Origin of the sequence: Streptomyces sp. NPDC021356 (assembly GCF_040641015.1) — a bacterium.
Classification (GTDB): domain Bacteria; phylum Actinomycetota; class Actinomycetes; order Streptomycetales; family Streptomycetaceae; genus Streptomyces.
This window is the reverse complement of record NZ_JBFACU010000006.1, coordinates 82,819-109,662: the sequence shown is the minus strand read 5'-3', so window position 1 is coordinate 109,662 and position 26,844 is coordinate 82,819. Positions and strand designations below refer to the sequence as shown.

Below are 26,844 nucleotides of genomic sequence, written 5' to 3'. Positions count from 1 at the left end.
CACCCCGTGCCCCGTGGTCCAAAACAGGTGAGCCTCCCCCAAGCTCTGACGAGCAGCGGGGACCCCCAGGCCCACCGGCAACCCCGGGGGGCCGGACCGACGGAGGAGTACACGTGACCGAGGAGAGCACTGCCGCGCGTACACCGCGACGCAGCGCCGGGAGCAAGGCCGGGACGTCCGGCACGAAGGCGTCCGGCACCACGGCCGGCACCACCGGCACCAAGCGCACGACCCGCACCACCAGCACCACCCGCACGACCGCCAAGAAGGGCACGCGAGCCGCGGACGGCGCCGAGCCCGGCCTCGTGCAGCTGCTGACGCCCGAGGGCAGGCGCGTCAAGAACGCCGAGTACGACCGGTACGTCGCCGGCATCACCGCCGAGGAACTGCGCGGGCTGTACCGCGACATGGTGCTCACCCGGCGCTTCGACGCCGAGGCCACCGCCCTGCAGCGCCAGGGCGAGCTGGGCCTGTGGGCCTCGCTGCTCGGCCAGGAGGCCGCCCAGATCGGCTCCGGCCGCGCCCTGCACGACGACGACTACGTCTTCCCGACCTACCGCGAGCACGGCGTCGCCTGGTGCCGCGGCGTCGACCCGGCCAACCTGCTGGGCATGTTCCGCGGCGTGAACAACGGCGGCTGGGACCCCAACAGCAACAACTTCCACCTGTACACGATCGTCATCGGCTCGCAGACGCTGCACGCCACCGGCTACGCGATGGGCGTCGCCAAGGACGGCGCGGACTCGGCGGTCATCGCCTACTTCGGCGACGGCGCCTCCAGCCAGGGCGACGTCGCGGAGTCCTTCACCTTCTCCGCGGTCTACAACGCCCCGGTGGTCTTCTTCTGCCAGAACAACCAGTGGGCGATCTCCGAGCCGACCGAGAAGCAGACCCGGGTGCCGCTCTACCAGCGAGCGCAGGGCTACGGCTTCCCCGGCGTGCGCGTCGACGGCAACGACGTGCTGGCCTGCCTCGCGGTCACCAAGTGGGCGCTGGAGCGCGCCCGCGCCGGAGAGGGCCCGACCCTGGTCGAGGCGTACACGTACCGCATGGGCGCCCACACCACCTCCGACGACCCCACCCGCTACCGCCACGACGACGAGCGGGCCGCCTGGGAGGCGAAGGATCCGATCCTGCGTCTTCGCCGCCACCTGGAGTCCGCAAACCACGCGGACGAGGGATTCTTCGCGGAACTCGACGCGGAGAGCGAGGCGTTGGGAAGACGAGTGCGCGAAGCGGTCCGCGGCATGCCCGACCCGGACCACTTCGCCATCTTCGAGAACGTGTACGCGGACGGGCACGCGCTCGTCGACGAGGAGCGCGCCCAGTTCGCCGCCTACCAGGCGTCGTTCGCGGATGAAGGGGGTCACTGATGGCCGAGAAGATGGCGATGGCCAAGGCCATCAACGAGTCGCTGCGCCACGCCCTGGAGGCGGACCCCAAGGTCCTCGTCATGGGCGAGGACGTGGGCAAGCTCGGCGGCGTGTTCCGGGTGACGGACGGCCTGCAGAAGGACTTCGGCGAGAGCCGCGTCATCGACACCCCGCTCGCCGAGTCCGGCATCGTCGGCACGGCGATCGGCCTGGCCCTGCGCGGCTACCGCCCGGTGGTCGAAATCCAGTTCGACGGTTTCGTCTTCCCGGCCTACGACCAGATCGTCACCCAGCTGGCGAAGATGCACGCCCGCTCGCTGGGCAAGGTCAAGATGCCGGTCGTCGTCCGCATCCCCTACGGCGGCGGCATCGGCGCGGTGGAGCACCACTCGGAGTCGCCCGAGGCCCTCTTCGCCCACGTGGCGGGCCTGAAGATCGTCTCCCCGTCCAACGCGTCGGACGCGTACTGGATGATGCAGCAGGCCATCCAGAGCGACGACCCGGTGATCTACTTCGAGCCCAAGCGGCGCTACTGGGACAAGGCCGAGGTCGACGCCGAGGCCATTCCCGCCCCGCTGCACAAGGCGCAGGTCGTCCGCGAGGGCACCGACCTCACCCTGGCGGCGTACGGCCCGATGGTGAAGCTCTGCCAGGAGGCCGCCGCCGCGGCGGCCGAGGAGGGCAAGTCCCTGGAGGTGCTGGACCTGCGGTCGGTCTCCCCGCTGGACTTCGACTCGATCCAGGCGTCGGTGGAGAAGACCGGCCGCCTGGTCGTGGTCCACGAGGCCCCGGTGTTCTTCGGCTCCGGCGCGGAGATCGCCGCCCGCCTCACCGAGCGCTGCTTCTACCACCTGGAGGCCCCCGTCCTGCGGGTCGGCGGCTACCACGCGCCGTACCCGCCGGCGCGCCTGGAGGAGTCCTACCTGCCGGACCTGGACCGCGTGCTCGACGCCGTCGACCGCTCGCTGGCGTACTGAGGGAGAGGGTCGTGACGACGATGACGGATGGTGCGTCCGTACGCGAGTTCAAGATGCCGGACGTCGGCGAGGGGCTGACCGAGGCCGAGATCCTCAAGTGGTACGTCCAGCCCGGTGACACCGTCACCGACGGCCAGGTCGTCTGCGAGGTCGAGACGGCCAAGGCGGCCGTGGAACTGCCCATCCCCTACGACGGCGTGGTCCACGAGCTGCGCTTTTCCGAGGGGACCACGGTGGACGTGGGCACGGCCATCATCGCGGTGGCCGTCGGCGCCGGTGCGGCCGCCTCCGCACCGGCCCAGGCCGAGGTACCGGCCCAGGCCGCGCCCGAGGAGGAGCCGGAGGCGCAGCCGCAGGGCCGCCAGCCCGTCCTGGTGGGCTACGGCGTCTCGACGTCCGCCACCAAGCGCCGCCCGCGCAAGGGCGCGGCGGCCCCGGCGGACCAGGCGGCCGGCGCGCTCCAGGCCGAGCTGAACGGCCACGGCGCGCAGCCCGCCCCGGCTGTGCCGGCCCGGCCGCTGGCGAAGCCGCCGGTGCGCAAGCTGGCCAAGGACCTCGGCGTCGACCTGGCGACCGTGGTCCCCTCGGGTCCGGACGGTGTCATCACCCGCGAGGACGTCCACGCGGCGGCGGCACCGGCACGGCCGAGGACACCGGAACCGGCCCCGCCCCAGGCCCCGGTTGCTCCGGCGGCCCGGCCCGCCGCGGCACCGGTGCCGTCGTACGACACGGGCCGGGAGACCCGCACGCCGGTCAAGGGGGTCCGCAAGGCCACGGCGGCGGCGATGGTCGGCTCCGCGTTCACCGCCCCGCACGTCACGGAGTTCGTGACGGTGGACGTGACGCGCACCATGAAGCTGGTCGAGGAGCTGAAGCAGGACAAGGAGTTCACGGGCCTGCGCGTGAACCCGCTGCTGCTGATCGCCAAGGCCCTCCTGGTCGCCGTCAAGCGCAACCCGGACATCAACGCGTCCTGGGACGAGGCGAACCAGGAGATCGTGCTCAAGCACTACGTCAACCTGGGCATCGCCGCGGCCACCCCCCGGGGCCTGATCGTCCCCAACATCAAGGACGCCCACGCCCGGACGCTCCCGCAGCTGGCCGCGTCCCTGGGCGAGCTGGTCTCCACGGCCCGCGAGGGCAAGACCTCCCCGGCGGCGATGCAGGGCGGCACGATCACGATCACCAACGTCGGCGTCTTCGGCGTCGACACGGGCACGCCGATCCTCAACCCCGGCGAGTCCGCGATCCTCGCGATCGGCGCGATCAAGCTCCAGCCCTGGGTCCACAAGGGGAAGGTCAAGCCCCGTCAGGTCACCACCCTCGCCCTCTCCTTCGACCACCGGTTGGTCGACGGGGAGCTGGGCTCCAAGGTCCTGGCGGACGTGGCCGCGATCCTGGAACAGCCTAAGCGGTTGATCACCTGGGCCTGACGGCTCCGATCGGCTAGTCTCAGCGACCTGGAGGGGTCGGCCGCAACTATGTCTTGCGACCGGCCCCTCCGCTCGTGTCCGGCTCAGGCCCGGCCGAGCACGTACACGGGAGCGCCGTCCTTCGCCGCGCCGCGCGAACGGATGCAGGCGTGCTTGCGCAGCATCCGCAGGCATTCGTCGACCCGGCGCACCGGCAGGCCCGTGCGGGCCGCGATCGATTCGAGCGGCCGGCGCAGTTCGCCCTCCTCGACGAGCACCGGCGCGATCACCACGGCCACCGTCCACACGTCCTCGGTGACGGACAACCGCTGTCGCCAGTCGGCCAGTACGGACTCGGTGGTGGGGCTGGTGGGGCTGGTAGGGCCTACGCCGGTGGTGCGCGCCGGCGCGGGCGACTGGAGGGCCAGGGTGTCGAGCCGGTCCGCGATGCGTCCCATGGCCTGGGCGATGGCCTGCTGGGCGGCGAGCGTGGCGTGCTGCGCGGCCAGCATCTCCTTCTGCACCGCGAGCGATTCACGCTGTGCGGACGCAATCTCCTCGTCGACCTGGAGGTTGTGCGCCTCCAGCCGGACGATGGCGTCGGCGACCTGCTCCGGCATGGCGTACGCGATCGGCGCCCCGGGGGCGGCGGGCTGCACCTCGGCTTCCGCCAGGGTGTAGGACCCCTCGCGCTGAACGGCCTCGATCACCTCGGCGACCCACTGTTTGAAGGGCGCGCAGGCGGCTTTCGTGCAGGCGTTGACGAGGAGGACCAGACCTTGGAGATCGATGAGATTCAGGTCTCGACGCCACTCTCTGCCTGCGGGAACGCTGAGACCGTAAGCTCCGGTGACGGTCTCGAGAATCTCTCGGTGCTCATCGGGGACATGATCGGAGAGCGCCTGCCTGGAGTTGCTGTGACCCAACCGCTTGCAGACGTCCACCGCCGGGAACCAGTGGGTGCCGTCCGGCATCGTGAGCCGGCGGATCCTCGACCCCGTGGCCGCGTACACGAAGTCACTGATGTCGATCGCCCCGTGCCGCTGGGCCGGCTGGGGCTTCTTGCTGGGTTCGTTCATGTGAACCACCTCCGCTGCGGAAGGTAGAGCGCGCAAATCCGCATATGCGAGCGGAGATCGTGATGTTCACGATTGCGAGGGGAGTTCCCCGATTCCGCTGCGGGGGAGGGCCGGAGTGTGCCTGGCCGGGACGCGAAAGGGGCCCGTCGCTGTTCCGCAGCGGCGGGCCCCCTTTGGTGCGCGGCCTGCTCAGCCGAGGCGCGCGAAGCCGTAGTTCAGGATCCTGGTCGCGTCCGTCGCACGCTGGTTGACGGAGGTGGAGGCCAGGACCGTGCCGATGACGGTCTTGTTGCCCTTGGTGGCGGCGAAGACGAGGCAGTACTTGGCCTCGGGGCCGGAGCCGGTCTTCACGCCGATGGCGCCGCGGTAGCTGCCGAGCAGGGTGTTGGTGTTCGTCCACGTCGCCATCGAGCGGGTGCTGCCCGTCCTGGTGATGGTCTTGGCGCGGTACGACTTGGTCTTGACGATCGAGCGGAACGTGGAGTTGCGCATCGCGCTGCTCGCGATCTTCGTCAGGTCGCGGGGCGTCGAGTAGTTCTTGCCCCGGCCGATGCCGTCGAACGAGTCGAAGTGCGTGTTCTTCAGCTTGAGGTCGTTCGCGGCGGAGTTCATCTTGCCGATGAAGGACTTGACCCGGGCGTCACGGGTCTTGCCGGAGCCGAACTTGTCGGCCAGCGCGTAGGCGGCGTCGCAGCCCGAGGGCAGCATCAGCCCGTACAGGAGCTGACGGACGGTCACCTTGTCGCCGACGATCAGGTGGGCCTGGGAGGCGTTGTTGCGCACGACGTAGTCGCTGTACGCCTTCTGGATGGTGACCTTGGCGTTGAGGTCGAGGTTCCGCTGGGCCAGCACGACCTTGGCGGTCATGATCTTCGTCGTGGAGCCGGTGGACAGCCGGGTGTCGGCCTTCTTCGCGTACAGCGTCGAGCCGTTCGCGTTGTTCATCGCGTAGCCGCCCTTCGCCGCGATCGACGGCGTGGCGACGGCCTGGGCGGGCGCGGCGGTCAAGGCGCCCGCGGCGAGCACGGCCCCGGTGGTCAGGGCGACGGCTGCGGCTCTGCGGAAGCGGTTGGCCTGGATGCCGGTTTTCAAGTGAGATACCCCGATTATGTCGAATGCCCCTATGGTGCGGCCGAGTTGAATGCCCATAAAGGGGGGCCGCGTCTATAGGACACGTAACTAGCACAGTTGGTTGTCCCCGGGACGGGGGAAATTCCGTGAAGTCCGCGGACGGTCCGCATGGTGGACGGCGCACGCCATGCGTACGTGTTGTATCTATGCTGTCGGCATGAGCCTGGCAGTGAAACAGCCTCCCGCCGCCGACCGCGTGTACACCCACGTCAAGCAAGCCGTCCTCGACCGCCGCTACGAGGGCGGCACCCTGCTGACCGAGGGCGAGCTGGCCGAGGCCGTCGGCGTGTCGCGCACCCCGGTCCGCGAGGCGCTGCTGCGGCTGGAGGCCGAAGGCCTCCTCAAGCTCTACCCGAAGAAGGGAGCGCTCGTCCTGCCGGTCTCCGCCCAGGAGATCGCGGACGTCGTCGAGACCCGGCAGCTGGTCGAGGAGCACGCGGCCCGCAAGGCCGTGCCCGCCCCGGCCGGGCTCATCGAGCGGCTGGAGGAGCTGCTGGAGCAGCAGAAGGCGCAGGCCGCCGCCGGCGACCTCACCGCCGCCTCCGTCACCGACCGCTGCTTCCACGCGGAGATCGTCCGCAGCGGCGGCAACGAGATCATCTCCCGCCTCTACGACCAGCTGCGCGACCGCCAACTGCGCATGGGGGTGGCCGTCATGCACTCCCACCCCGACCGGATCGCCAAGACGCTCGCCGAGCACGAGGAGATCCTGGACGCGCTGCGCTCGGGCGACGCGGAGGCGGCCGTCGACGTCGTCCACCGGCACGTCAGCTGGTTCTCCCACCTGGCACGGGGTGAGGTCCGATGAGTTCCACGTCGCACACGACGGCCGCCGTCTCCCTGCCCGGCGACCCGCCGGGCGGCCGGCGGGCCGTGGCCGTGTGGTGCACGGGCGTCGCCGTCTACTTCGTCGCGGTCGTCTTCCGCACCTCGCTGGGCGTCGCCGGACTCGACGCGGCGGACCGCTTCCACGTGGGCGCCTCCGCGCTGTCCACCTTCTCGATCCTCCAGCTCCTCGTCTACGCGGGCATGCAGATACCCGTCGGCCTGCTCGTCGACCGGCTCGGCACCAAGAAGGTGCTGGGCATCGGCGTGGTGCTGTTCACGGCCGGTCAGCTCGGCTTCGCCTTCTCGCCCTCGTACGGCACCGCGCTCGCCTCCCGGGCGCTGCTCGGCTGCGGTGACGCCATGACCTTCATCAGCGTGCTGCGGCTGGGCACCCGGTGGTTCCCCGCCCGGCGCGGGCCGCTGGTCGCCCAGCTCGCCGGACTCGTCGGCATGGCGGGCAACCTGGTCTCCACGCTGGTGCTGGCCCGGCTGCTGCACGGGCTCGGCTGGACGCAGGCCTTCGCGGGCAGCGCGCTGGCCGGCGTGGTGGTGCTGGTGCTGCTGGTCCTCTTCCTGAGGGACCACCCCGAGGGCCACGAACCGGCGCCCCTGCCGCACCAGGGCGCCGCCTACGTCCGCGGGCAGATCGCCGCCTCCTGGCGCGAGCCGGGCACCCGGCTCGGGATGTGGGTGCACTTCACCACCCAGTTCCCGGCGATGGTGTTCCTGCTGCTGTGGGGCCTGCCTTTCCTGGTGGAGGCGCAGGGCCTGTCCCGCGGGACGGCGGGGGAGCTGCTCACGCTCGTCGTCCTGTCGAACATGGCCGTCGGCCTCGTCTACGGGCAGATCGTCGCCCGGCACCACGCGGCGCGGCTGCCGTTGGCGCTCGGCACGGTCGCGGCGACGGCGGCGATGTGGGCGGCGACGCTGCTGTACCCCGGTGAGCGGGCGCCGATGTGGCTCCTCGTGGTGCTGTGCGCGGTGCTCGGCGCGTGCGGACCCGCCTCGATGATCGGGTTCGACTTCGCCCGGCCGGCGAACCCGGCCGAGCGGCAGGGGACCGCGTCCGGCATCACCAACATGGGTGGTTTCATCGCCTCGATGACGACGCTGCTGGCGATCGGTGTGCTGCTGGACGCCACGGGGGACGACTACACGGTCGCCTTCTCCGCCGTGTTCGTGCTCCAGGCGCTCGGCGTCAGCCAGATCCTGAGGCTGCGCGGGCGCGCGGCGCGCAGGGAACGGGAGCGCCTGGTGGCGAGCCGGGTCGAGACCGTGCACGTGCCCGCCTGAGGCGCGGGCCGGCCCGGGCGGCGGTTCCCCGGCGTCCTCAGCGTGTCACCGCGAAGTTCCGCAGGATCGCCGCCGTCAGCTCCGGGTCGCCCTCCGTCTTCACCCGGTCCGTCACCGCCTCCGGTGTGACACGGCCGCAGGCCAGGCGGACGTACGTCTCCCAGTCGAGGGTGAGGGTCGCGGCCGGGCCCAGCGCGGGAGCGGTCTCCAGGGTGCCGCGGCCCTGGATGTCGACGCGGATCGTCCGCAGGAACTCCACCGGCCCGTGCACGTCGAAGACGATCGCCGAACTGCGCGGCGCGTCCGCCCTGACCGCGACGACGTCCGGCAGGGCGTCGAGCAGGTGGTCGCGGGCCACGTACGCGCCGGGCGAGTCGAGGTTTCCGGGGCGTCCGAGGGCGGCGCGCAGGTCCTGCTCGTGCACCCAGATGTCGAACGCCCGGTAGCGCATCGACTCCTCCAGGGTGATCTCCGCGCCCAGCGGGCCGCGCACCTTGGTCCCCGGGTCGCGCGACTCGCCCCGCAGCTGGCGGTTGCGGCGGATGACCGTGTACTCCAGCTCGGACGTCATCTCCGGCGCCGTGTGGTGGCGGCGGACGTCGACCTGCATCTCCATGTAGCGCTGGTGCTCGTCGGTGACGTGGAACAGGTCGCGCGGCAGGGAGTGGATGGGGCGGGGATCGCCGAGCGCCTCGCAGTCCAACCCGATGACGTGCGAGACGACGTCGCGCACGGACCAGCCGGGGCATGGGGTCCGCCGGTTCCACTCGCCCTCCACGAGCGGCTGCACCAGCTCGGATATCGCCTCGACGGAGTGGGTCCAGGCATCGGCGTAGGGCTGGAGGGTGGGATGCAGACTCACGGAACGGGACCCCTCGGCGGTCGGTACACGGTCAGGTTGTGGCGGCATTGCCAGTGGGGAGTGGCGGCGGTCGGCGGGCGGCTCGGACTCCCCCGAACTCTCGCTCCGCTTCGAGCAGGGGGGGATCCCCAAGTTACGCTGCTGTGAGGCACCCCGGCAGTGCTTTCGTGTGACGATCGTAGGCCCGCCGGGACAACTCGATTGCCAGGACGGTGGTAGTGTGCGCGCCTCGCTGATCCAGATCGCCGTGGACGAGGGCGAATCGGTCGTTTCGCGGCGGCGGCGGGCGGCCGCCCTGGTGCGCGAGCAGGCGGGAGCCGACCTCGTCGTCCTGCCTGAGCTGTGGACCACCGGGGCCTTCGCCTTCGAGGCGTTCGCCGGTGAGGCCGAGCCGCTGGACGGGCCGACGCACGAGGCCATGGGGCAGGCGGCACGCGACGCGGGCGTGTGGCTGCACGCGGGCTCCATCCCGGAACGGGACACCGACGGCACCCTCTACAACACCTCCCTCGTCTTCTCCCCCTGCGGTGACCTGGCCGCCGCCTACCGCAAGATCCACCGCTTCGGCTTCGACAAGGGCGAGGCGGTGCTGATGGGCGCCGGGCGCGAGCTGGTGACGGTCGCGCTGCCGGAGACGACCCTGGGCGTGGCGACCTGCTACGACCTCCGCTTCCCCGAACTGTTCCGCGGCCTCGTGGACGCGGGCGCCGAGACCCTGGTGGTCCCGGCGGGCTGGCCGGAGCGCCGCCGGGCGCACTGGACGCTGCTGGCCCGCGCGCGGGCGGTGGAGAACCAGGCGTTCGTGCTCGCCTGCGGAACGGCCGGGACCCACGCGGGAGTTCCGCAGGCCGGTCACTCGATCGTGGTGGACCCGTGGGGCGAGGTGCTGGCGGAGGCCGGGGCGGACGAGGAGGTCCTGAGCGTCGAGATCGACCCCGGCCGGGTCGCCGCGACCCGGGAACAGTTCCCCGCCCTCAAGGACAGGGTCCTCTGAGCCGCCCTCAGGCCTCGTCCCGCTCCTTCTCCGCCAGGTGGATCACGCACACCGCCACCGCGATCAGCAGCGCCGGGTCCGCGTCGTCCCGTACGACGTCGACGCCGTAGGTCTCCACGACGCTCAGCCACCGCCGGGAGATCACCGCCAGCAGCTCCCCGTCGTACTCGACGGCGAACTCCCGGTCGAGGATCTTGCCGCTGACGTCCAGCTCCGTGCCGTCGACCAGGGCGACCCGGTAGTGGTTGCGCAGCAGCGACAGCCGCTTGCGCCGGATCTTCGCCAGCGCCTCCCCGCCCCGCTCGATCACCATCGTCTCCCGCAGGGAGAACATCTTCTGGTGGATGTCGATCAGGACCCGGCCGCGGGCGTCCTTCAGCTCGAAGGTGTCCCGCAGCCGCATGGCCTTGCCGTCGACGAGGAAGACCTTGTCTCCGTGCTCGTCCTCGATCCAGTAGTCGTCACCGATGCCGAGGATCCGGTCGCGTACGAGGAATCTCATGCCCTTACCGCTTCCCCGGCCGGGCCCGGGCGTACCGCAGGGCCTGCGTATACCGCCCGGGGCGGCTCAGGCGTATCGCCCGGTGCGGTTCACCGGTCTCTTGCGAGGAGGCCCCGGCGTTCACGCCGGGGAGGGCGCGCAAGGGATCCCTTCCCTCCCTTCAGGGAGGGGGGCATTCAAACGCCGTAGCCGTCGGTGTAGCCGTCCCGGGGCCCGTGGTGGTGGCGTTCCTCCTCGACGACCGTTGTGGAGGGCGGGACCATCACGCGGCGGCGCCGGGCGATGCTGCTGAACGTCGTGACGCCGATCACGCCCACGATCATCAGGATGACGCCGACCATGTGCAGGTTGACCCCCTGCATGTGCCAGTCGGTCGCGAACGTGAGGATGGCTCCCACGGCGATGAGGATGATGCACCCGCCGAGGCCCATGACTGTCGCCTCCTACTCCGGTGTCAGGTCCGGTGGTTCCGGCCCGTCCGGTCCCTTCCGGTCAACTCCGGGTACCCGCAAGCCGGGTGAGCATGCGGCGGCGACTGCCCATGGGCCCTCGCGCTCAGCCCTCCAGGAACGCCACCAGCGCGTTGGCCAGCAGGAACGGGTCGTCGGCCGCGCACAGTTCGCGGGCGCTGTGCATGGAGAGGATGGCCACGCCGATGTCGACGGTCCTGATGCCGTGCCGGGCCGCGGTGATCGGGCCGATCGTCGTGCCGCACGGCATGGAGTTGTTGGAGACGAAGGACTGGAAGGGGACGCCCGCCTTCTCGCAGGCCGCCGCGAACACCGCCCGGCCCGAACCGTCGGTGGCGTAGCGGTTGTTGACGTTGACCTTCAGGATCGGGCCGCCGCCCGCGCGCGGGTGGTGCGTCGGGTCGTGGCGCTCGGCGTAGTTGGGGTGCACGGCGTGGCCCGTGTCGGAGGACAGGCAGACGGTGCCCGCGAAGGCGCGCGCCCGGTCCTCGTACGACCCGCCGCGGGCGAACACCGAGCGCTCCAGGACCGACCCGAGCAGCGGGCCGTCCGCGCCCGTGTCGGACTGGGAGCCGTTCTCCTCGTGGTCGAAGGCGGCCAGGACCGGGATGCAGGGCAGGTCCTGGCCGCTGGTCGCCACCGCGGCCAGGGCGGCGGTGCCGGCGTGCACGGAGAGCAGGTTGTCCATGCGCGGCCCGGCCATCAGCTCGCGGTCGCGGCCCAGGTAGGCGGGGGCCTCCACGGAGTGGGTCATCAGGTCCCAGCCGGTGACCTCGCCGGCCGGCAGGCCCGCCTCCCGCTCCAGGAAGGCGATGAGGTCGCCGTCGCGGACGTCGTCGCCGAGGCCCCACACCGGCTGGAGGTGGCGCTGCTTGTCCAGCTTGAGTCCCTCGGTGGACACCGAGCGGTCCAGGTGGATGGCGAGCTGGGGGACGCGCAGCAGCGGGCGGTCGACGTTCACCAGGCGGGTGGAGCCGTCGCGGAGGGTGAGCCGCCCGGCCAGGCCCAGGTCGCGGTCGAGCCAGGAGTTCATCAGCGGGCCGCCGTAGATCTCCACGGCGATCTGGCGCCAGCCGTGCGCCCCGGTGTCGGGCAGCGGCTTGACGCGCAGGTTGGGCGAGTCGGTGTGCGCGCCGACGATGCGGAACGGGGTGTGCGGGGCGGCGTCCTCGGGCACGTACCAGGCGATGACCGCGCCGCCGCGCAGCACGAACTTCCCGCCCTTCGTGCCGTCCCACGCGTCCGTCTCGGCGACCTGCCGGAAGCCGGCCTTCTCCAGCCGCTCGGCGGCGTTCGCCACGGCGTGGTACGGCGACGGGCTCGCCGCCAGGAAGGACATCAGGTCGTCGGTGTGGCCGCGGTCGAAGGGCCGGTTCGTACTCATGGGTTCACCTTAACCACGCCGAGGGGCCCGCTCCCGGCGGAGGGAGCGGACCCCTCGGCGGGACCCTCGGCGAAGCCGTGGCGGGGCGACGGTGCCTAGAACGCGGCCTCGTCCAGCTCCATCAGGTCCAGGTCGACGTTCTGGGCCAGCTTGCGGGCCAGGGTGACGCCGGGCAGGACGTTGGCCGCGAAGAACTTCGCCGCCGCGATCTTGCCGGTGTAGAAGGCCCGGTCCTTGGCGGAGGCGGTCTCGAGCTTCTCGGCGGCGATCGCGGCGCCCTTGAGCAGCAGGTAGCCGACGACCACGTCACCGGAGGCCAGCAGCAGGCGGGTGGTGTTCAGGCCCACCTTGTAGATGTTCTTGACGTCCTGCTCGGTGGCGGCGAGGTCGGTCAGCAGCAGGCCGACGACGGCCTCCAGCTCGACGGCGGCCTTGGCCAGGTGCTCACGGGAGCCCGCCAGCTCCTCGCCGCCGGTGGCCAGGGCCAGGAACTGCTTGATGTCCTCGGCGAGCGAGTTCAGCGCGGCGCCCTGGTTGCGGACGATCTTCCGGAAGAAGAAGTCCTGCCCCTGGATCGCGGTGGTGCCCTCGTACAGGGTGTCGATCTTGGCGTCGCGGATGTACTGCTCGATCGGGTACTCCTGCAGGAAGCCGGAGCCGCCGAAGATCTGCAGGGACTGGGCGAGCTGCTCGTAGCCCTTCTCGGAGCCGTAGCCCTTGACGATGGGCAGGAGCAGGTCGTTCAGCGCGTGCTCGGCCTTGGCGTCCTCGCCGTTCGCCTCCTTGACCGCGATCGCGTCCTGGACCGAGGCGGTGTAGAGGACGAGGGCGCGCATGCCCTCCGCGTACGCCTTCTGCGTCATCAGCGAGCGGCGCACGTCGGGGTGGTGGGTGATGGTGACCTTGGGCGCCGTCTTGTCCATGAAGTCGGCGAGGTCCGGGCCCTGGACGCGCTCCTTGGCGTACTCCAGCGCGTTGAGGTAGCCGGTCGACAGGGTGGAGATCGCCTTCGTGCCGACCATCATGCGGGCGAACTCGATGATGCGGAACATCTGGCGGATGCCGTCGTGCTTGTCGCCGATCAGCCAGCCCTTGGCGGGGTGGCGGTCGCCGAAGGTCATCTCGCAGGTGTTGGAGGCCTTCAGGCCCATCTTGTGCTCGACGTTGGTGGCGTAGACGCCGTTGCGCTCGCCCAGCTCGCCGGTCTCGAAGTCGAAGAGGTACTTCGGGACCAGGAAGAGGGACAGGCCCTTGGTACCGGGTCCCGCGCCCTCGGGGCGGGCGAGGACGTAGTGGAGGATGTTCTCCTCCATGTCGTGCTCACCGGAGGTGATGAAGCGCTTCACGCCCTCGATGTGCCAGGAGCCGTCCTCCTGCTGGACGGCCTTGGTGCGGCCGGCGCCCACGTCGGAGCCCGCGTCGGGCTCGGTGAGCACCATCGTGGAGCCCCAGGTCCTCTCGACCGCGACCTTGGCGGCCTTCTTCTGCTCCTCGGTGCCCTCCTCGAAGAGGATGCGGGCGAACGCCGGGCCGGAGGAGTACATCCAGACGGCCGGGTTGGCGCCGAGGATCAGCTCCGCGTAGGCCCAGATCAGGGACGGCGGTGCGGTGGTGCCGCCGATCTCCTCGGGCAGGCCGAGACGCCAGTACTCCGAGTCCATGAAGGCCTTGTAGCTCTTCTTGAAGCTCGCCGGGACCGGCGCGGTGCTGGTCTGCGGGTCGAAGACCGGCGGGTTGCGGTCGGCGTCCGCGAAGGACTCCGCCAGCTCGTTCTCCGCGAGGCGGGTCAGCTCCGCCAGGACGGACTTGGCGGTCTCGGTGTCCATCTCCTCGAACGGGCCGCTGCCGTACAGCTTGTCGCGCCCGAGCACTTCGAAGAGGTTGAACTCGATGTCACGGAGATTCGACTTGTAGTGCCCCATGGCCACGGCTCCCGTTGAGGACTCGGCGAGGCACTGGCTCCTCGCATCCGGTTCACGTACCAACTAGTAACACCGATGATGCTACCCGTCGGTAATAAGAAGCAACCCCGAGCGGGCCATCTGTGACTCAGTACTCTTGCGTCCATGTACGGCTACGACCAGAGCGCGGGCGCGGGCGCACAGCAGGGATACGTCCCGCCGCAGCAGCAGATGCCCGGAGGCGTCGGCGGGTACGGGCAGCAGCCGCCGCTGTATCCGGAGCCGTCCCCTCCGTCGCTGGCCGACGCGGTGCGCGCCTTCACCACCGGGCAGATGGCCGCCGAGGACTTCCAGCAGATCTTCGCCACCTCCAAGGTGTACTGCCCGCGCGGCGACACCCCCGGCTTCCTCGCGCTGCACAACACCCAGCAGCCGGTGATCCCGATGTTCACCTCGCTCAAGGAACTGCGCCGCTACGCCGGCAAGGAGTCCAAGTACTTCGTGATCACTGGCGCGGAGGTGATCGACCTGCTGCCCACCGGGTACGGCTTCGTGCTCGACATGGAGGGCGAGCACCGGATGGTCTTCGACGCGAAGGCGGTCGAGCAGATGGTCGACTTCGCGATGCGCCGCATGTACGGCTGAACCGCTCGTTCCGCCCGGGGGCGCTCCTGGGGTGCCCCCGTGACCTGCTTCGACACCGCGCCGCCGGTCCTGCACGGACGGCGGCGCAGCGCTGCCCGGCTGTGCCCGGGTGAGCTGCTGCTCGACGCCCGGCTGCTGCGCCGCCGCATACCCGTGGCGGCGATCGAACGCGTGCTCGTCGGCGGGGCCGGCGGGCGCACGCTGACCGTCGTGCTGACCGCCGCCGGTGCCGAGCCGCCGGCCGCGTACTCCCTCACCTGCCGCGACGCCGCCGCCGTGCGCGCCTTCGCCGACGCCCTCGGCCGGGAGCTGCCCGCGCGCGAGCGGTGCTCCCCGCCCGGACGGGCCGGAGCAGGTGCGCGAGGAGCGGCTGGAGCGGTGGGCGCCCGTGCCGCGCCGGGGAGCGGGACGGGCCGCCGGGGCGGTCTACGTGCTCGTGGCCGCCGCCCTCCTGGTGAAGGGGGCCGGGGCCGGGGCCGTCTTCGGCTGGCTGGCGGCGCCGCTGGTGATCGCGCCCGCCGTCGTCGCCGTGGCGGGCGGGGCGGGGCTGGTCCGGCGGGTCCGGGTGCTGCGGGTGCGCGGGATCGCGGCGCCGGCCCGGCTGAGGCGCTCCTACGCCGTGCACGGGGGCGACGAGCCGTCCGAGCACCACGTCTACACGTACGTCGACGCCGACGGGCTGACCCGGGAGTGGCGCGGGGCGGGGAACGGGGCCGAAAGGGCGGAGATCCTCTACGACCCCGCGGACCCGGAGGTCGCGGTGTTCGGCCGTGACACCACCGGCCGTCCGGTCGGCGGGACGGCCTTCGCGGTGGGCGTCGGGGGCGTGCTGCTCTTCATCGGCGTGATGCTGGTGGCGCCCGCGGCGGGCGCGCTGACCGGCTGGGGGCGCTGAGCGGCAGAACCGCGTCGTGAGTCCGGGAATGCCCCGGGGCCGTCCTCCGTTGTGGCTGGCAGAAAGTTGAACGCTCAACTAGAGTGAGCGCACAAGGAGGTACCGACATGCCTGCAGTGACCGTCGAGAACCCGCTGGCGCTGCCCCGTGTGGCCGCGCCGGCCGACGCCGTGGCACGCCCCGTGCTCGCCGTCACGACCGCGCCGAGCGGTTTCGAGGGCGAGGGCTTCCCGGTGCGCCGGGCGTTCGCCGGGATCAACTACCGCCATCTCGACCCGTTCATCATGATGGACCAGATGGGTGAGGTGGAGTACGCGCCCGGCGAGCCCAAGGGCACCCCCTGGCACCCGCACCGCGGCTTCGAGACCGTCACCTACATCATCGACGGCGTCTTCGACCACCAGGACTCCAACGGCGGTGGCGGCACCATCACCAACGGTGACACCCAGTGGATGACGGCGGGCAGCGGACTGCTGCACATCGAGGCGCCGCCGGAGTCCCTGGTCATGTCCGGCGGCCTCTTCCACGGCCTCCAGCTGTGGGTGAACCTGCCGGCCAAGGACAAGATGATGGCCCCGAGGTACCAGGACATCCGCGGGGGCAACGTCCAACTGCTCACCTCCCCCGACGGCGGGGCGCTGCTGCGGGTCATCGCCGGTGAGCTGGACGGCCACCAGGGTCCCGGCGTCACGCACACGCCGATCACCATGATCCACGCGACGCTCGCGCCGGGCGCGGAGGTCACCCTGCCCTGGCGGGAGGACTTCAACGGGCTGGCCTACGTCCTCGCCGGGCGCGGCACGGTGGGCGCCGAGCGCCGGCCGGTCCAGGTCGGTCAGACCGCCGTCTTCGGCGCCGGCGGTTCGCTGACCGTCCGCGCGGACGAGAAGCAGGACTCCCGTACGCCGGACCTGGAGGTCGTCCTGCTGGGCGGGCAGCCGATCCGTGAGCCGATGGCGCACTACGGCCCGTTCGTCATGAACACCAGGGAAGAACTCCAGCAGGCCTTCGAGGACTTCCAGAAGGGGCGGCTGGGCTCCGTCCCGGCCGTGCACGGCATGACCGGCAGCGGCCCGCAGGACTGAGCCGCCGCCCCGCGCGGGCGCGAGGTCACCCGGGCGGGCCGTCCGTGCAGGACAGCCCGCCCGGCGCGTGGTCCGCTGGTGGGGTGCGACTGCTGCCCGAGCCCGTCCGGCGCCTCGCTGCCTGGTGCGCCGTCGCGCTGCTCGTCTCCGGCGTGGTGTGGATCGTGGTGCGGCTGTGCGTGGCCTTCCGTACGACGGTCACGCCGGTGCTGCTCGCGCTGCTCGGGACCGCGCTGCTGCGGCCCCTGTTCCGGCGGCTGGTGCGGGCGAAGGTCAACCGCTCGCTGGCGGCCGGGATCACGTGTGCCGCCGTCCTGGTCGTCGTCGGCGGCGTCGGCTACATCGTGGCGCTCGCGCTGATCGACAGCGGGCCGCAGATCGTCTCCTCCCTGGAGAGCGCGGCGAAGTCGCTCGCCTCGCACTTCGGGGCGGCCGGCACCTCGCTCGACGACCTCGCCGGCCATGCCAGGCAGCTGCTGTCCAAGTTCGGCGGGACGGCGGTCTCCAACGTGATCAGCGGGGTCAGCGTGGTCGCCGAGTACATGGCGATGGCGGTGCTGGCGCTGCTGCTCGTCTTCTTCTTCCTGCGTGACTCGGGCCGGGCGCTCGACGCGCTGCGTTCGCTGGCGCCGGGCGGGAGCGCGGACACGGCGGAGGCGATGGCCCGGCGGGCGTTCGCCGCCGTCGAGGGCTTCATGCGCGGGACCACGCTGATCGCGTTCATCGACGCCGTGTGCATCACCGTCGGGCTGCTGCTGCTCGACGTGCCGGGCGCCGTCGGACTGGGCGCGCTGGTCTTCGTCGGGGCCTACATCCCCTACCTGGGGGCGTTCATCTCCGGGGCGGTGTCCGTGCTGGTCGCGCTCGCCGACCGGGGGTTCGCCGTCGCGCTGTGGGCGCTCGGCGTGGTGCTGGCCGTGCAGGTCCTGGAGGGGCACGTGCTGCAGCCGGTGATCCAGAGCCGGACCGTGCAGCTGCATCCGGCGGCGGTGCTGCTGGCCATCACCGCGGGGGCGTCGGTCGCGGGAATCGTCGGGATGCTGCTGGCGGTGCCGCTGACGGCGGCGGCGTCCGGGGTCGCGCACGAACTGCGGCAGCGGTTCTCGTAGCGGCGGCCCGAGGGCCGCCGCGGCCCGGCCCGGGTGCCGGCCGGTCTCACAGCTTGGGGTGCGGGGGCTCGTACAGCTCGAACCAGATGCTCTTGCCCACCCCCCGCGGCTCGACCCCCCAGGCGTCCGCGAGCAGTTCGATCAGGACCAGGCCCCGCCCGGAGGAGGCCAGCTCGCCCGGCCTGCGCTTGTGCGGGAGGTCGTCGCCGGCGTCGGTGACCTCCACCCGCATCCGCCGCTCGCCCCGTTCGCCGCTCACCTCGGCCAGCAGCAGCGCGTCGGTGTCGGTGTGCACGAGCACGTTGGTCAGCGTCTCGGACAGCAGCAGCACCGCCGAGTCCACCTGGTCGGCGGACGACCAGTCGTGCAGCAGCTCCCGCAGCTGCTGGCGGGCCAGCGCGATCCGCTCCGGCTCGGCCTGCGCCACGGTCAGCAGGGTGCGCCGGATCTCCGGCCGGGCGGTGACGGCGCCGCCGTGGCCGCCCGGGAGCCGGCTCAGCAGCAGGACGGCGATGTCGTCCTCGCGGCGGTCGGCGAGCGGGCCGGTGGTGTGGTGCGAGGACGGCCCGTGCACCGCCTGGACGAGCGCGTCGGCCAGCTCCTCGGTGTCGCCGTCGTGCTGCTCCAGGATGGCGCGGATGCGCTGCCAGCCGGTGTCCAGGTCGTGGCCGCCGGTCTCGATCAGGCCGTCGGTGCAGAGCATCATGGTCTCGCCCGGTTCCAGGACGAACCGGGTGGTGGGGTAGTCGGCGTCCGGGTCGACGCCCAGCGGCAGCCCGCCCGCCGTCGGGCGCAGCAGCACCGTGCCGTCCGCCATGCGGATCACCGGGTCGGGGTGCCCGGCGCGGGCGACCTCCAGGATGCCGGTGCGGGGGTCGACCTCGGCGTACAGGCAGGTCGCGAAGCGCAGGTCGGCGAGGTCGTCGTCGGCGCTGTCGGCGCCCTCGTCGATGATGCCGTGCAGGAAGCGGGAGGCGCGGGTGAGGACCGCGTCCGGGCGGTGGCCCTCGGAGGCGTAGGCGCGCAGCGCGATGCGCAGCTGGCCCATCAGGCCGGCGGCGCGTACGTCGTGGCCCTGTACGTCCCCCATGACCAGGGCGAACCGTCCCGCGCCGGCCTTCGTACGGGTCCGGGAGGGGCCGCCGGGCAGCGGGATCACGTCGTACCAGTCGCCGCCGACCTGGAGGCCGCCGCCGGTGGGGACGTAGCGGGCCGCCACGTCCATGCCGGGGACGGCGGGGCCGGTCGTGGGCATCATCGAGCGCTGCAGGCCCTCGCTCAGCGCCCGCTCGGTCTCGGCCGTCCCGGCGCGGGAGAGGGCCTGGGCGAGCATGCGGGCCACCGTGGTCAGCACCGAGCGTTCGTCGGGCGTGAAGGCGACCGGATAGGTGAAGGCGGCCATCCAGGCGCCCATGGTGTGGCCCGAGGCGGTCAGCGGCAGGAACGCCCAGGAGCGGCGCTCGAAGCGCTGGGCCAGTTTCCAGGTGAGCGGGTAGCGGGCCTGGTACTCCTCGGGGGAGGCCAGGTAGACGGCCCGTCCGGTGCGGACCACCTCGGCGGCCGGGTAGTCGGTCTCCAGGGCCATGTGCACGAAGGGGACCTCGTCGCCCTCCTGCTGCCCGTGGTGGCCGATGATCGTCAGGTGGTCGGCCTCCACGCCGAAGACGGCCAGGCCGTCCGGTGAGAAGCCGGGCATCGACAGGCCGGCCGCGACCCGCAGCACCTCCGCGGTGGAGCGCGCCTCGGCCAGGGCGCGGCCCGCGTCCAGCAGGAACGCCTCCCGTGAGCGCCGCCAGTCGCCGGTGACCGCGCTGCGCCCGGCCGGGGAGCCGGGCGTGGGTTCGGTGACCTCCTGGAGGGTGCCGATCAGTTCGTAGGCCTTCTTGCGGGAGTCGTAGGCGGGGCGGGAGCGGCTGCGGACCACGCGGATGATCCGGCCCCGCTCGTCCATGATCCGGATGCGCACCTCGGCGAGGGTGCCTTCGGCGGCGGCGAGCCGGACCACGCCGGTGATCTCGTTCCAGTCGACCGGGTGCAGGCGGGCGCGCACCTGGGCCTCGGTGAGGGTGGCGTCCTCGGCGGGCAGCCCGAGCAGCCGTGCCGCCTCGGCGTCGACCGCGACCAGCCCGGTGGAGGTGTCCCAGTGCCACAGCCCGGTCGCGAGGGCGGCCAGGACGTCCCCCACGGCGGGCAGGGGCTCACCAGTGCGCATTGCCCCACTGTAAGAAGAGGCTCTCGAACACTGCCACCGAAGACGTACGGGCGTGCGGGCCCGGGGCGGCCGCGAACGGGCCGGTGGGGACGCCGGGATCACGGTCGGCGGCGTGGGCCGTGATATGGGGGAGAGGCGATCTCCCCTCGGCCGGTAGGCTGGGTGGGTCCGGGCCGTGCCCGCCCGGTGATCCCCGATCCGCGAAGACTGGATGAACGACGATGCATCGGTACAGGTCCCACACCTGCGGCGAGCTCCGCGCCTCTGACGTCGGCACCGACGTCCGGCTGAGTGGCTGGCTGCACAATCGGCGCGACCTGGGCGGCATCCTCTTCATCGATCTGCGCGACCACCACGGCATCACGCAGCTCGTCGCCCGTCCCGGCACGCCCGCGTACGAGGCGCTGGACAAGCTGTCCAAGGAGACGGTCGTCCGGGTCGACGGCGGCGTTGTTTCACGTGGAACCGAGAACGTGAACACCGACCTGCCCACCGGCGAGGTCGAGGTCGAGGTCGGTGAGGTCGAGGTGCTCGGCGCCGCCGCCCCGCTGCCCTTCACGATCAACGCGGAGGACGGGGTCAACGAGGAGCGGCGCCTGGAGTACCGCTTCCTGGACCTGCGCCGCGAGCGCATGCACCGCAACATCATGCTGCGGACGGCCGTGATCTCCGCGATCCGGCACAAGATGGTCGCGCTCGGCTTCAACGAGATGGCGACGCCGATCCTGACGGCGACCTCCCCCGAGGGCGCCCGTGACTTCGTCGTGCCCTCGCGTCTGCACGCCGGCCGGTTCTACGCCCTGCCGCAGGCGCCGCAGCAGTTCAAGCAGCTGCTGATGATCTCCGGCTTCGACCGGTACTTCCAGATCGCGCCCTGCTTCCGCGACGAGGACGCCCGCGCGGACCGTTCGCCGGGCGAGTTCTACCAGCTCGACGTCGAGATGAGCTTCGTCGAGCAGGAGGATGTGTTCCGTCCCATCGAGCAGCTGATGACCGAGCTGTTCGAGGAGTTCGGCGGCGGCCGTCACGTCACCTCCCCCTTCCCGCGCATCCCGTTCCGCGAGGCGATGCTCAAGTACGGCTCCGACAAGCCGGACCTGCGCGCCAAGCTGGAGCTGGTGGACATCACCGACGTCTTCGCGGGCTCGGAGTTCAAGGCGTTCGCCGGCAAGCACGTGCGTGCGCTGCCGGTGCCGGCGGTCCAGGACCAGCCGCGCAAGTTCTTCGACCAGCTGGGTGACTACGCGGTGTCGCTGGGCGCCAAGGGCCTGGCCTGGGTGCGGGTGGCCGAGGACGGTTCGCTGACCGGCCCCATCGCGAAGTTCCTCACCGAGGAGAACGTCGCCGAGCTGACCAAGCGACTGTCGCTGGCCGCCGGGCACGCGGTGTTCTTCGGCGCGGGCGAGTTCGACGAGGTCTCGAAGATCATGGGCGCGGTGCGGGTCGAGGCCGCCAAGCGCGCCGGGCACTTCGAGGAGGACGTCTTCCGCTTCTGCTGGATCGTCGACTTCCCGATGTACGAGAAGGACGAGGAGACCGGGAAGATCGACTTCTCGCACAACCCGTTCTCGATGCCGCAGGGCGGTCTGGACGCCCTGGAGAACCAGGACCCGCTGGACGTCCTGGCCTGGCAGTACGACATCGTCTGCAACGGCGTCGAGCTGTCCAGCGGCGCCATCCGGAACCACGAGCCGGACATCATGCTCAAGGCCTTCGAGATCGCGGGCTACGACAACGAGACGGTGGAGCGCGAGTTCGCGGGCATGCTCCGCGCGCTCCGCTTCGGCGCCCCGCCGCACGGTGGCATCGCCCCCGGCGTGGACCGCATCGTCATGCTCCTGGCGGACGAGCCCAACATCCGCGAGACGATCGCCTTCCCGCTCAACGGCAACGCCCAGGACCTGATGATGGGCGCCCCGACCGAACTGGACGAGTCCCGCCTGCGCGAACTGCACCTGACGGTGCGCAAGCCGCAGCCGAAGTAGGCCGCGCAACGGCGAGGCGGTCCGGAACCGATGTCGGTTCCGGACCGCCTCGCCGTTTTCGCACCCCGCTCACCGGGGGCGGTAGGCACTACTGCGGCTCGCCGCCGAAGCGCTCCTTGTAGGCGGCCAGGTCGTCCTCGGTGAGCTTGGCGAACAGGACCGGCGGGACCGTGAAGGGGGTGCCCGCGGGCAGCGAGTCCAGGGACTTCGCCTCCTCGGGGGTGACCCAGGTCGCCGTGTCGTCGGCGAGGGCGAACGCGGCGCGCATCGCCTTGGCCGTGGTGGGGATGAGGGGCTCGGAGACCACCGCGTACAGGTGGATCAGGTTCATCGCCGTGCGCAGGGTCAGGGCCGCGCCGTCCTGGTCGGTCTTGATCTCCAGCCAGGGGGCCTTCTCCTCCAGGTAGGAGTTGCCGGCCGACCACAGCGCGCGCAGGGCCGCGGCGGCCTTGCGGAACTGGAGCGCCTCCATCTGCTCCTCGTACTCGGCGAGCAGCCGGGCGATCTCCTCGCCCAGCCGCGCCTCCGCCTCGCCCGGCGCACCACCGGCCGGGACCTCGGCGCCGAAGCGCTTCTTGGAGAAGGACAGCACGCGGTTGACGAAGTTGCCCAGGGTGTCGGCCAGGTCCTTGTTCACCGTGGCCGTGAAGTGCTCCCAGGTGAAGGAGGAGTCGTCCGACTCGGGCGCGTTGGCGATGAGGAAGTAGCGCCAGTAGTCCGCCGGGAGGATCTCCAGGGCCTGGTCGGTGAAGACGCCCCGCTTCTGCGAGGTGGAGAACTTCCCGCCGTAGTACGTCAGCCAGTTGAAGGCCTTGACGTAGTCGACCTTCTTCCACGGCTCACGCACGCCGAGTTCCGTCGCCGGGAACATCACGGTGTGGAAGGGGACGTTGTCCTTCGCCATGAACTCCGTGTAGCGGACGGTGTCGTCGGCCTCGTACCACCACGACTTCCAGTCGCGGCCCGCCGGGTCCTCGTCCGCCCACTCCTTCGTCGCGCCGATGTACTCGATGGGCGCGTCGAACCACACGTAGAAGACCTTGCCCTCGGCCGCCAGCTCCGGCCAGGTGTCCGCCGGGACGGGGACGCCCCAGTCCAGGTCGCGGGTGATCGCGCGGTCGTGCAGGCCCTCGGTCAGCCACTTGCGGGCGATGGAGGAGGCCAGCTGCGGCCAGTCGGCCTCGTGGCGGGCCACCCACTCCTCGACCTCGTGCTGCAGCTTGGACTGGAGCAGGAAGAGGTGCTTGGTCTCGCGGACCTCCAGGTCCGTCGAGCCCGAGATGGCGCTGCGCGGGTCGATCAGGTCCGTCGGGTCCAGCACGCGGGTGCAGTTCTCGCACTGGTCGCCGCGCGCCTTGTCGTAGCCGCAGTGCGGGCAGGTGCCCTCCACGTAACGGTCCGGCAGGAAGCGGCCGTCGGCCGGGCTGTACACCTGGCGGATCGAACGCTCCTCGATGAAGCCGTTCTCCTGCAGCCTGCGCGCGAAGTGCTGCGTGATCTCCACGTTCTCGGGAGAGGAGCTGCGGCCGAAGTAGTCGAAGGCGAGTGCGAAGCCGTCGTACACCGCCTTCTGCGCGTCGTGCGCCTGCGCGCAGAACTCGGCGACCGGGATGCCCCGTTCCTTGGCGGCCAGCTCCGCGGGGGTGCCGTGCTCGTCCGTGGCGCAGATGTACAGCACCTCGTGGCCGCGCCGGCGCAGGTAGCGCGCGTAGACGTCCGCCGGGAGCATGGACCCCACCATGTTGCCCAGGTGCTTGATCCCGTTGATGTACGGAAGGGCGCTGGTGATGAGGTGTCGAGCCATCGCGGGCTGCTCCCAAGTCGCTACGTGGGGTGACGGCGGGCGGCCTCCTGCGGCCGTCCGATTCGTCTACGAACCTTGAAATCGTAGCCGACACGACCGCGCCGCCCGCTTCCCGTTCTACGGGCTGGGAAGCGGACGGCGCGGGGTGTCGTGCGGTGGCTGCGGTGCGTTACGGGCGCCAGGCCGCCAGCACGCCCTCGTACAGCTCCTTGTCCGACAGCTCGCGGGGGGCGGGGCCGGCGTGGAAGAAGGACGCGTTGGCGCTCTTCAGCCTGCGGAGGTAGTCGAAGGCCTTGTTGTCGTGCTCGCCGAAGGCGACGAACGAGAAGAAGACGCCGGGGTGGCTCGCCGCGGCCTCGGTGAGGGCCTGGGTGGCGGGGGTCTTGGCGTCGGGCGCGCCGTCCGTCTGGAAGAGCACCAGTACGGGGGCCTGCGGCGCCCTGCCGTTCTCGTCGAGGTGGGCCAGGACCGCCTCCACGGCGGCGTGGTAGCTGGTGCGGCCCATGCGGCCGAGCGTGCCGTGCACCTCGTCGATCCGGCCCTCGTGGTCGGCGAGGGTGAGGTCGGTGGTGCCGTCCACCTCCGTGGAGAAGAAGGTCACGTGGACCGTGGCCTCGGGGTCGAGGTGCGCCGCGAGGGCCAGGGTCTGCTCCGCGAGGGTCTGCGCGGAGCCGTCCTTGTAGTACGGGCGCATGGACGCGGAGCGGTCGAGGACGAGGTGGACCTCGGCGCGGGCGCCGGTGAGGTCGTTCTTCTTGAGGGCGGCGGTGGCGGCCTTGTAGGCCGGGGCGAGGCCCGGGGCGCGGGACTTCAGGCGGGGGAGGGGGGTGGCGGGTCTGGCGGGGGTTTCGGGGTCCGGGGCGGAAGCGGTGGCGGGTTCGGCCTCGGGTTCGGCGTCGGCCGGGTTGTCGTTCCCACTCGCAGCACCCGTGCGGCTTTCGCCGTCGGGTGCGGGCGGCCCCTGGGGGGCCTCCTCGCCGTCGGCGGCTCGCGGGGGCTCGGGGGCCTGGTCCGCTTCCGCGGACTTCGAGGGCCGCGCGGGCTGCTCCGGCTGCGCCGCCGGTTCGGGCTCCTCGGGGTGTGCCGGTCCGTGCGGTGCTGCCGGGGGTTCTTCCGCCGCCGTCGGTTCCGCCGCCGTCGGCTCCGGCAGTGCCTCCGGCTCTGTCAGTGCCTCAGGCTCTGTGGGTTCCGCCGGTTCAGCCGTCTCCGTCGTCTCTGTCGGCCCCGCCGGTTCAGCCGTCTGTGCCGGTTCAGCCGGCCCCGCCGGCTCAGCCGTCTCCGTGGTCTCTGCCGGCCCCGCCGGTTCAGCCGTCTGTGCCGGTTCAGCCGACTTCGCCGTCTCTGTCGGCCCCGCCGGTTCAGCCGTCTCCGTGGTCTCTGTCGGCCCCGCCGGTTCAGCCGTCTCCGTGGTCTCTGTCGGCCCCGCCGGTTTCGGGACCGTGACGTTGTCGAAGGCCGCTGCCACCAGTTCGTGCTCGTCGTCGACGGGTGTGCGCTGGTCCGGGACGTGGGCGACGGGCGCCGGGGTGGGCTCCGGGGCCGGGGCCGGGACCTTCGGTGTCGGCTCCTGTGCGGGCGCCGGGGCCGCCTCCCGGGTCGTCGGAACCTGCTCCGCACCCTCTGCCTCGGCCGTACGCCCCTTGCGTGACCGGCCGAACGCGTTCCGCAGGCGAGTGAGAATGCCCATGTGCGCAACCCTTCGCGTGAGTTGATCCCGTCAATCCCTGGCCAGGACGGACACGTAAGGTTAGCGGCCCTCGGGGGCGATCCCGGCCACGGGAGAGGGACGGCGGCCGGGACCGTGTCAAGAGCGGCCGGGCGTGGCCTGCCGCACGTGCATGAGGGCCCGCGCGCCCGTCAGGCCTCGACCCGGGTCGGTTCCTGCTGCTGGGGCGGGGTCGCCGCCTCGGGCGCCCGGCCGCGCCGGCCGAGGCGGAGCAGGAGCCGGAGGCGGCCGCGGGGCCGCGGGCCGGCGCCGGGGCGGGACCGGGTGCGTCCCGGGCGGCGGCGGGTGAGCCAGGTCAGGGCGGCCACGGTCAGGCCCAGGGCCACCAGCAGCCAGGAAGTCGTGCGCAGCGTGGACGTCAGGGCGTCGTAGACGGCGCCCACGGCGGGCTGCGAGACCTCCTGGGGCAGGTCGGAGAGGGTCAGGGCGCGGCCCACGGCGAGCGCCAGGGCGAGCAGCGCGCCGCCCAGGGCGGTGCCGAGCGCGGTCGCGGTGACGGCCCGGCGGCGGCGGGCGGCCAGGGCGATGCCGGCGACGGCGAACGCGACGGCCGAGACGGGCAGCCAGAAGCCGGCGACTTCGAGCACGTGGAATCCCTTCCGCATGCGGCCCACGTCCTGGGCCGGGAGCAGGGCGACCTCGGTGTGCTCGACGGGGATGCGGTCGGCGAGCGGCACGTGGTCCTGGGCGAGCTGGGCCTTGACCTGGGCGGTGACCGGGGCGAGGTCGACGGTGACGGGGTGGTCGCGGTCGTCCTGCCCGTCCGGCCCCTCCTGTCCGTCCCGCAGGGCCCGCAGGACGGCGTCGTGGGCGACCCGGTTGCCCTCGTTCCAGGCGGTGCGGAACGCCGAGGTCTGGGTGAACGAGCGGACCGCGTCGTGCACGAAGGGCGCCACGGTCGCGCGCAGCACCCGGGCGTCCGTCTCCCGGCCGATCTCCTCCACGATGCCGTTGCCGACCGTGTCCGCGATCGCCTCGCGCACGTCCGGGTCGGCGGCCAGGGGCGCCATCGTGGTGACGTAGCGGCCGGTGTCGGCGAGCCCGTACGCCGCCCAGGCCGTCAGCGCGCCGAACGGCACGAGGAGGCAGGAGAGGACGATCAGCACGGCCGACAGGCCGCTGCGCAGGCGTCGGGTCACCCTCCCAGCGAAGTCTCCCGGCGGCGGCCGCGCGAGTG

Annotated in this window: 22 protein-coding genes; 11 read left to right on the top strand and 11 right to left on the bottom strand. The window is 71.8% G+C overall.

The genetic code is table 11. From position 1 onward, the window contains the following. Positions 1-113: 113 nt before the first annotated feature. Genes pdhA through AB0G56_RS09805 form a run of 3 tightly spaced genes read left to right on the top strand, consistent with a single transcriptional unit; the run spans position 114 to position 3,783 of the window. Complete coding sequence (gene pdhA / locus AB0G56_RS09815; protein WP_360966308.1) at positions 114-1,373, top strand: pyruvate dehydrogenase (acetyl-transferring) E1 component subunit alpha; 1,260 nt, start codon at positions 114-116, stop codon at positions 1,371-1,373. Beyond that, positions 1,373-2,350, top strand: a complete 978-nt coding sequence (locus tag AB0G56_RS09810; protein WP_360966304.1) for an alpha-ketoacid dehydrogenase subunit beta — start codon at positions 1,373-1,375, stop codon at positions 2,348-2,350. Before pdhA ends, AB0G56_RS09810 begins: the two co-directional genes overlap by 1 nt. A gap of 20 nt (positions 2,351-2,370) precedes the next feature. Further along, complete coding sequence (locus AB0G56_RS09805; protein WP_360966838.1) at positions 2,371-3,783, top strand: dihydrolipoamide acetyltransferase family protein; 1,413 nt, start codon at positions 2,371-2,373, stop codon at positions 3,781-3,783. Between the two features lie 83 nt (positions 3,784-3,866). Here the strand turns inward: AB0G56_RS09805 and AB0G56_RS09800 are convergent, their stop codons facing one another. Further along, positions 3,867-4,841 (bottom strand): Bro-N domain-containing protein, encoded by a 975-nt coding sequence (locus AB0G56_RS09800; RefSeq protein ID WP_360966301.1) that lies wholly within the window; start codon positions 4,839-4,841, stop codon positions 3,867-3,869. 189 nt (positions 4,842-5,030) lie between these two features. Next, positions 5,031-5,933: a D-alanyl-D-alanine carboxypeptidase gene (locus AB0G56_RS09795; RefSeq protein WP_360966298.1), complete on the bottom strand. Its 903-nt coding sequence runs from the start codon at positions 5,931-5,933 to the stop codon at positions 5,031-5,033. A 196-nt stretch (positions 5,934-6,129) separates the two neighbouring features. On the opposite strand from AB0G56_RS09795, the gene AB0G56_RS09790 reads away from it, so the two are divergent. Next, positions 6,130-6,780 carry a GntR family transcriptional regulator gene (locus AB0G56_RS09790; RefSeq protein ID WP_360966295.1) on the top strand — a complete coding sequence of 217 codons (651 nt, stop codon included), beginning with the start codon at positions 6,130-6,132 and terminating at the stop codon, positions 6,778-6,780. Next, entirely contained in the window at positions 6,777-8,093 is a 1,317-nt protein-coding gene (locus AB0G56_RS09785; RefSeq protein ID WP_360966292.1) for an MFS transporter, read from the top strand. Before AB0G56_RS09790 ends, AB0G56_RS09785 begins: the two co-directional genes overlap by 4 nt. A 37-nt stretch (positions 8,094-8,130) precedes the next feature. On the opposite strand, the gene AB0G56_RS09780 is transcribed toward AB0G56_RS09785, so the two are convergent. Next, complete coding sequence (locus AB0G56_RS09780; RefSeq protein ID WP_360966289.1) at positions 8,131-8,955, bottom strand: maleylpyruvate isomerase family mycothiol-dependent enzyme; 825 nt, start codon at positions 8,953-8,955, stop codon at positions 8,131-8,133. Between the two features lie 220 nt (positions 8,956-9,175). Between AB0G56_RS09780 and AB0G56_RS09775 the strand changes: the two genes are divergently transcribed. After that, entirely contained in the window at positions 9,176-9,949 is a 774-nt protein-coding gene (locus AB0G56_RS09775) for a carbon-nitrogen family hydrolase (RefSeq protein ID WP_360966286.1), read from the top strand. 7 nt (positions 9,950-9,956) lie between these two features. Here the strand turns inward: AB0G56_RS09775 and AB0G56_RS09770 are convergent, their stop codons facing one another. The 4 genes from AB0G56_RS09770 to AB0G56_RS09755 all read right to left on the bottom strand — a co-directional run bounded on the left by AB0G56_RS09770 (position 9,957) and on the right by AB0G56_RS09755 (position 14,227). After that, positions 9,957-10,451, bottom strand: a complete 495-nt coding sequence (locus tag AB0G56_RS09770; protein ID WP_360966283.1) for an LURP-one-related family protein — start codon at positions 10,449-10,451, stop codon at positions 9,957-9,959. Between the two features lie 176 nt (positions 10,452-10,627). Beyond that, entirely contained in the window at positions 10,628-10,882 is a 255-nt protein-coding gene (locus AB0G56_RS09765; protein ID WP_360966280.1) for a DUF6458 family protein, read from the bottom strand. Between the two features lie 124 nt (positions 10,883-11,006). Beyond that, positions 11,007-12,305, bottom strand: coding sequence for a M18 family aminopeptidase (locus tag AB0G56_RS09760; RefSeq protein ID WP_360966277.1), 1,299 nt, complete (start codon positions 12,303-12,305; stop codon positions 11,007-11,009). Positions 12,306-12,400: 95 nt separating this feature from the next. Further along, entirely contained in the window at positions 12,401-14,227 is a 1,827-nt protein-coding gene (locus tag AB0G56_RS09755) for an acyl-CoA dehydrogenase (RefSeq protein ID WP_360966274.1), read from the bottom strand. 144 nt (positions 14,228-14,371) lie between these two features. Between AB0G56_RS09755 and AB0G56_RS09750 the strand changes: the two genes are divergently transcribed. The 4 genes from AB0G56_RS09750 (at position 14,372) to AB0G56_RS09735 (ending at position 17,940) form a co-directional block, all read left to right on the top strand. After that, the gene (locus tag AB0G56_RS09750) at positions 14,372-14,851 is read left to right on the top strand and encodes an SseB family protein (RefSeq protein WP_360966271.1); all 480 of its coding nucleotides are present in this window, start codon (positions 14,372-14,374) and stop codon (positions 14,849-14,851) included. Between the two features lie 355 nt (positions 14,852-15,206). Next, positions 15,207-15,746 (top strand): hypothetical protein, encoded by a 540-nt coding sequence (locus AB0G56_RS09745; RefSeq protein ID WP_360966269.1) that lies wholly within the window; start codon positions 15,207-15,209, stop codon positions 15,744-15,746. 107 nt (positions 15,747-15,853) lie between these two features. After that, on the top strand, positions 15,854-16,831 hold the full coding sequence (locus AB0G56_RS09740) for a pirin family protein (RefSeq protein ID WP_360966266.1): 978 nt from the start codon (positions 15,854-15,856) through the stop codon (positions 16,829-16,831). A gap of 83 nt (positions 16,832-16,914) precedes the next feature. Further along, positions 16,915-17,940, top strand: coding sequence for an AI-2E family transporter (locus AB0G56_RS09735; RefSeq protein ID WP_360966263.1), 1,026 nt, complete (start codon positions 16,915-16,917; stop codon positions 17,938-17,940). A 46-nt stretch (positions 17,941-17,986) separates the two neighbouring features. Here AB0G56_RS09735 and AB0G56_RS09730 read toward each other — a convergent pair whose 3' ends face one another. Beyond that, positions 17,987-20,152 carry a SpoIIE family protein phosphatase gene (locus AB0G56_RS09730; protein ID WP_360966261.1) on the bottom strand — a complete coding sequence of 722 codons (2,166 nt, stop codon included), beginning with the start codon at positions 20,150-20,152 and terminating at the stop codon, positions 17,987-17,989. Between the two features lie 221 nt (positions 20,153-20,373). On the opposite strand from AB0G56_RS09730, the gene aspS reads away from it, so the two are divergent. Next, a complete protein-coding gene (gene aspS, locus AB0G56_RS09725; protein ID WP_360966258.1) occupies positions 20,374-22,137 on the top strand; it encodes an aspartate--tRNA ligase in 1,764 nt (587 codons plus the stop codon). Positions 22,138-22,225: 88 nt separating this feature from the next. On the opposite strand, the gene metG is transcribed toward aspS, so the two are convergent. The 3 genes from metG to AB0G56_RS09710 all read right to left on the bottom strand — a co-directional run bounded on the left by metG (position 22,226) and on the right by AB0G56_RS09710 (position 26,806). After that, on the bottom strand, positions 22,226-23,941 hold the full coding sequence (gene metG / locus AB0G56_RS09720) for a methionine--tRNA ligase (RefSeq protein WP_360966255.1): 1,716 nt from the start codon (positions 23,939-23,941) through the stop codon (positions 22,226-22,228). Positions 23,942-24,110: 169 nt separating this feature from the next. Continuing rightward, the gene (locus tag AB0G56_RS09715) at positions 24,111-25,628 is read right to left on the bottom strand and encodes a VWA domain-containing protein (protein WP_360966252.1); all 1,518 of its coding nucleotides are present in this window, start codon (positions 25,626-25,628) and stop codon (positions 24,111-24,113) included. A 170-nt stretch (positions 25,629-25,798) separates the two neighbouring features. Further along, entirely contained in the window at positions 25,799-26,806 is a 1,008-nt protein-coding gene (locus AB0G56_RS09710) for a hypothetical protein (protein ID WP_360966249.1), read from the bottom strand. Between the last annotated feature and the right edge of the window lie 38 nt (positions 26,807-26,844).

What these genes read in the sequence shown, in the direction of transcription:
- AB0G56_RS09810 (WP_360966304.1), top strand. Translation starts at nt 1,373, where the DNA reads ATGGCCGAGAAGATGGCGATGGCCAAGGCCATCAACGAGTCGCTGCGC.
- AB0G56_RS09805 (WP_360966838.1), top strand. Translation starts at nt 2,371, where the DNA reads ATGACGGATGGTGCGTCCGTACGCGAGTTCAAGATGCCGGACGTCGGC.
- AB0G56_RS09800 (WP_360966301.1), bottom strand. Translation starts at nt 4,841, where the DNA reads ATGAACGAACCCAGCAAGAAGCCCCAGCCGGCCCAGCGGCACGGGGCG.
- AB0G56_RS09790 (WP_360966295.1), top strand. Translation starts at nt 6,130, where the DNA reads ATGAGCCTGGCAGTGAAACAGCCTCCCGCCGCCGACCGCGTGTACACC.
- AB0G56_RS09785 (WP_360966292.1), top strand. Translation starts at nt 6,777, where the DNA reads ATGAGTTCCACGTCGCACACGACGGCCGCCGTCTCCCTGCCCGGCGAC.
- AB0G56_RS09770 (WP_360966283.1), bottom strand. Translation starts at nt 10,451, where the DNA reads ATGAGATTCCTCGTACGCGACCGGATCCTCGGCATCGGTGACGACTAC.
- AB0G56_RS09765 (WP_360966280.1), bottom strand. Translation starts at nt 10,882, where the DNA reads ATGGGCCTCGGCGGGTGCATCATCCTCATCGCCGTGGGAGCCATCCTC.
- AB0G56_RS09760 (WP_360966277.1), bottom strand. Translation starts at nt 12,305, where the DNA reads ATGAGTACGAACCGGCCCTTCGACCGCGGCCACACCGACGACCTGATG.
- AB0G56_RS09755 (WP_360966274.1), bottom strand. Translation starts at nt 14,227, where the DNA reads ATGGGGCACTACAAGTCGAATCTCCGTGACATCGAGTTCAACCTCTTC.
- AB0G56_RS09750 (WP_360966271.1), top strand. Translation starts at nt 14,372, where the DNA reads ATGTACGGCTACGACCAGAGCGCGGGCGCGGGCGCACAGCAGGGATAC.
- AB0G56_RS09740 (WP_360966266.1), top strand. Translation starts at nt 15,854, where the DNA reads ATGCCTGCAGTGACCGTCGAGAACCCGCTGGCGCTGCCCCGTGTGGCC.
- AB0G56_RS09730 (WP_360966261.1), bottom strand. Translation starts at nt 20,152, where the DNA reads ATGCGCACTGGTGAGCCCCTGCCCGCCGTGGGGGACGTCCTGGCCGCC.
- aspS (WP_360966258.1), top strand. Translation starts at nt 20,374, where the DNA reads ATGCATCGGTACAGGTCCCACACCTGCGGCGAGCTCCGCGCCTCTGAC.
- metG (WP_360966255.1), bottom strand. Translation starts at nt 23,941, where the DNA reads ATGGCTCGACACCTCATCACCAGCGCCCTTCCGTACATCAACGGGATC.
- AB0G56_RS09715 (WP_360966252.1), bottom strand. Translation starts at nt 25,628, where the DNA reads ATGGGCATTCTCACTCGCCTGCGGAACGCGTTCGGCCGGTCACGCAAG.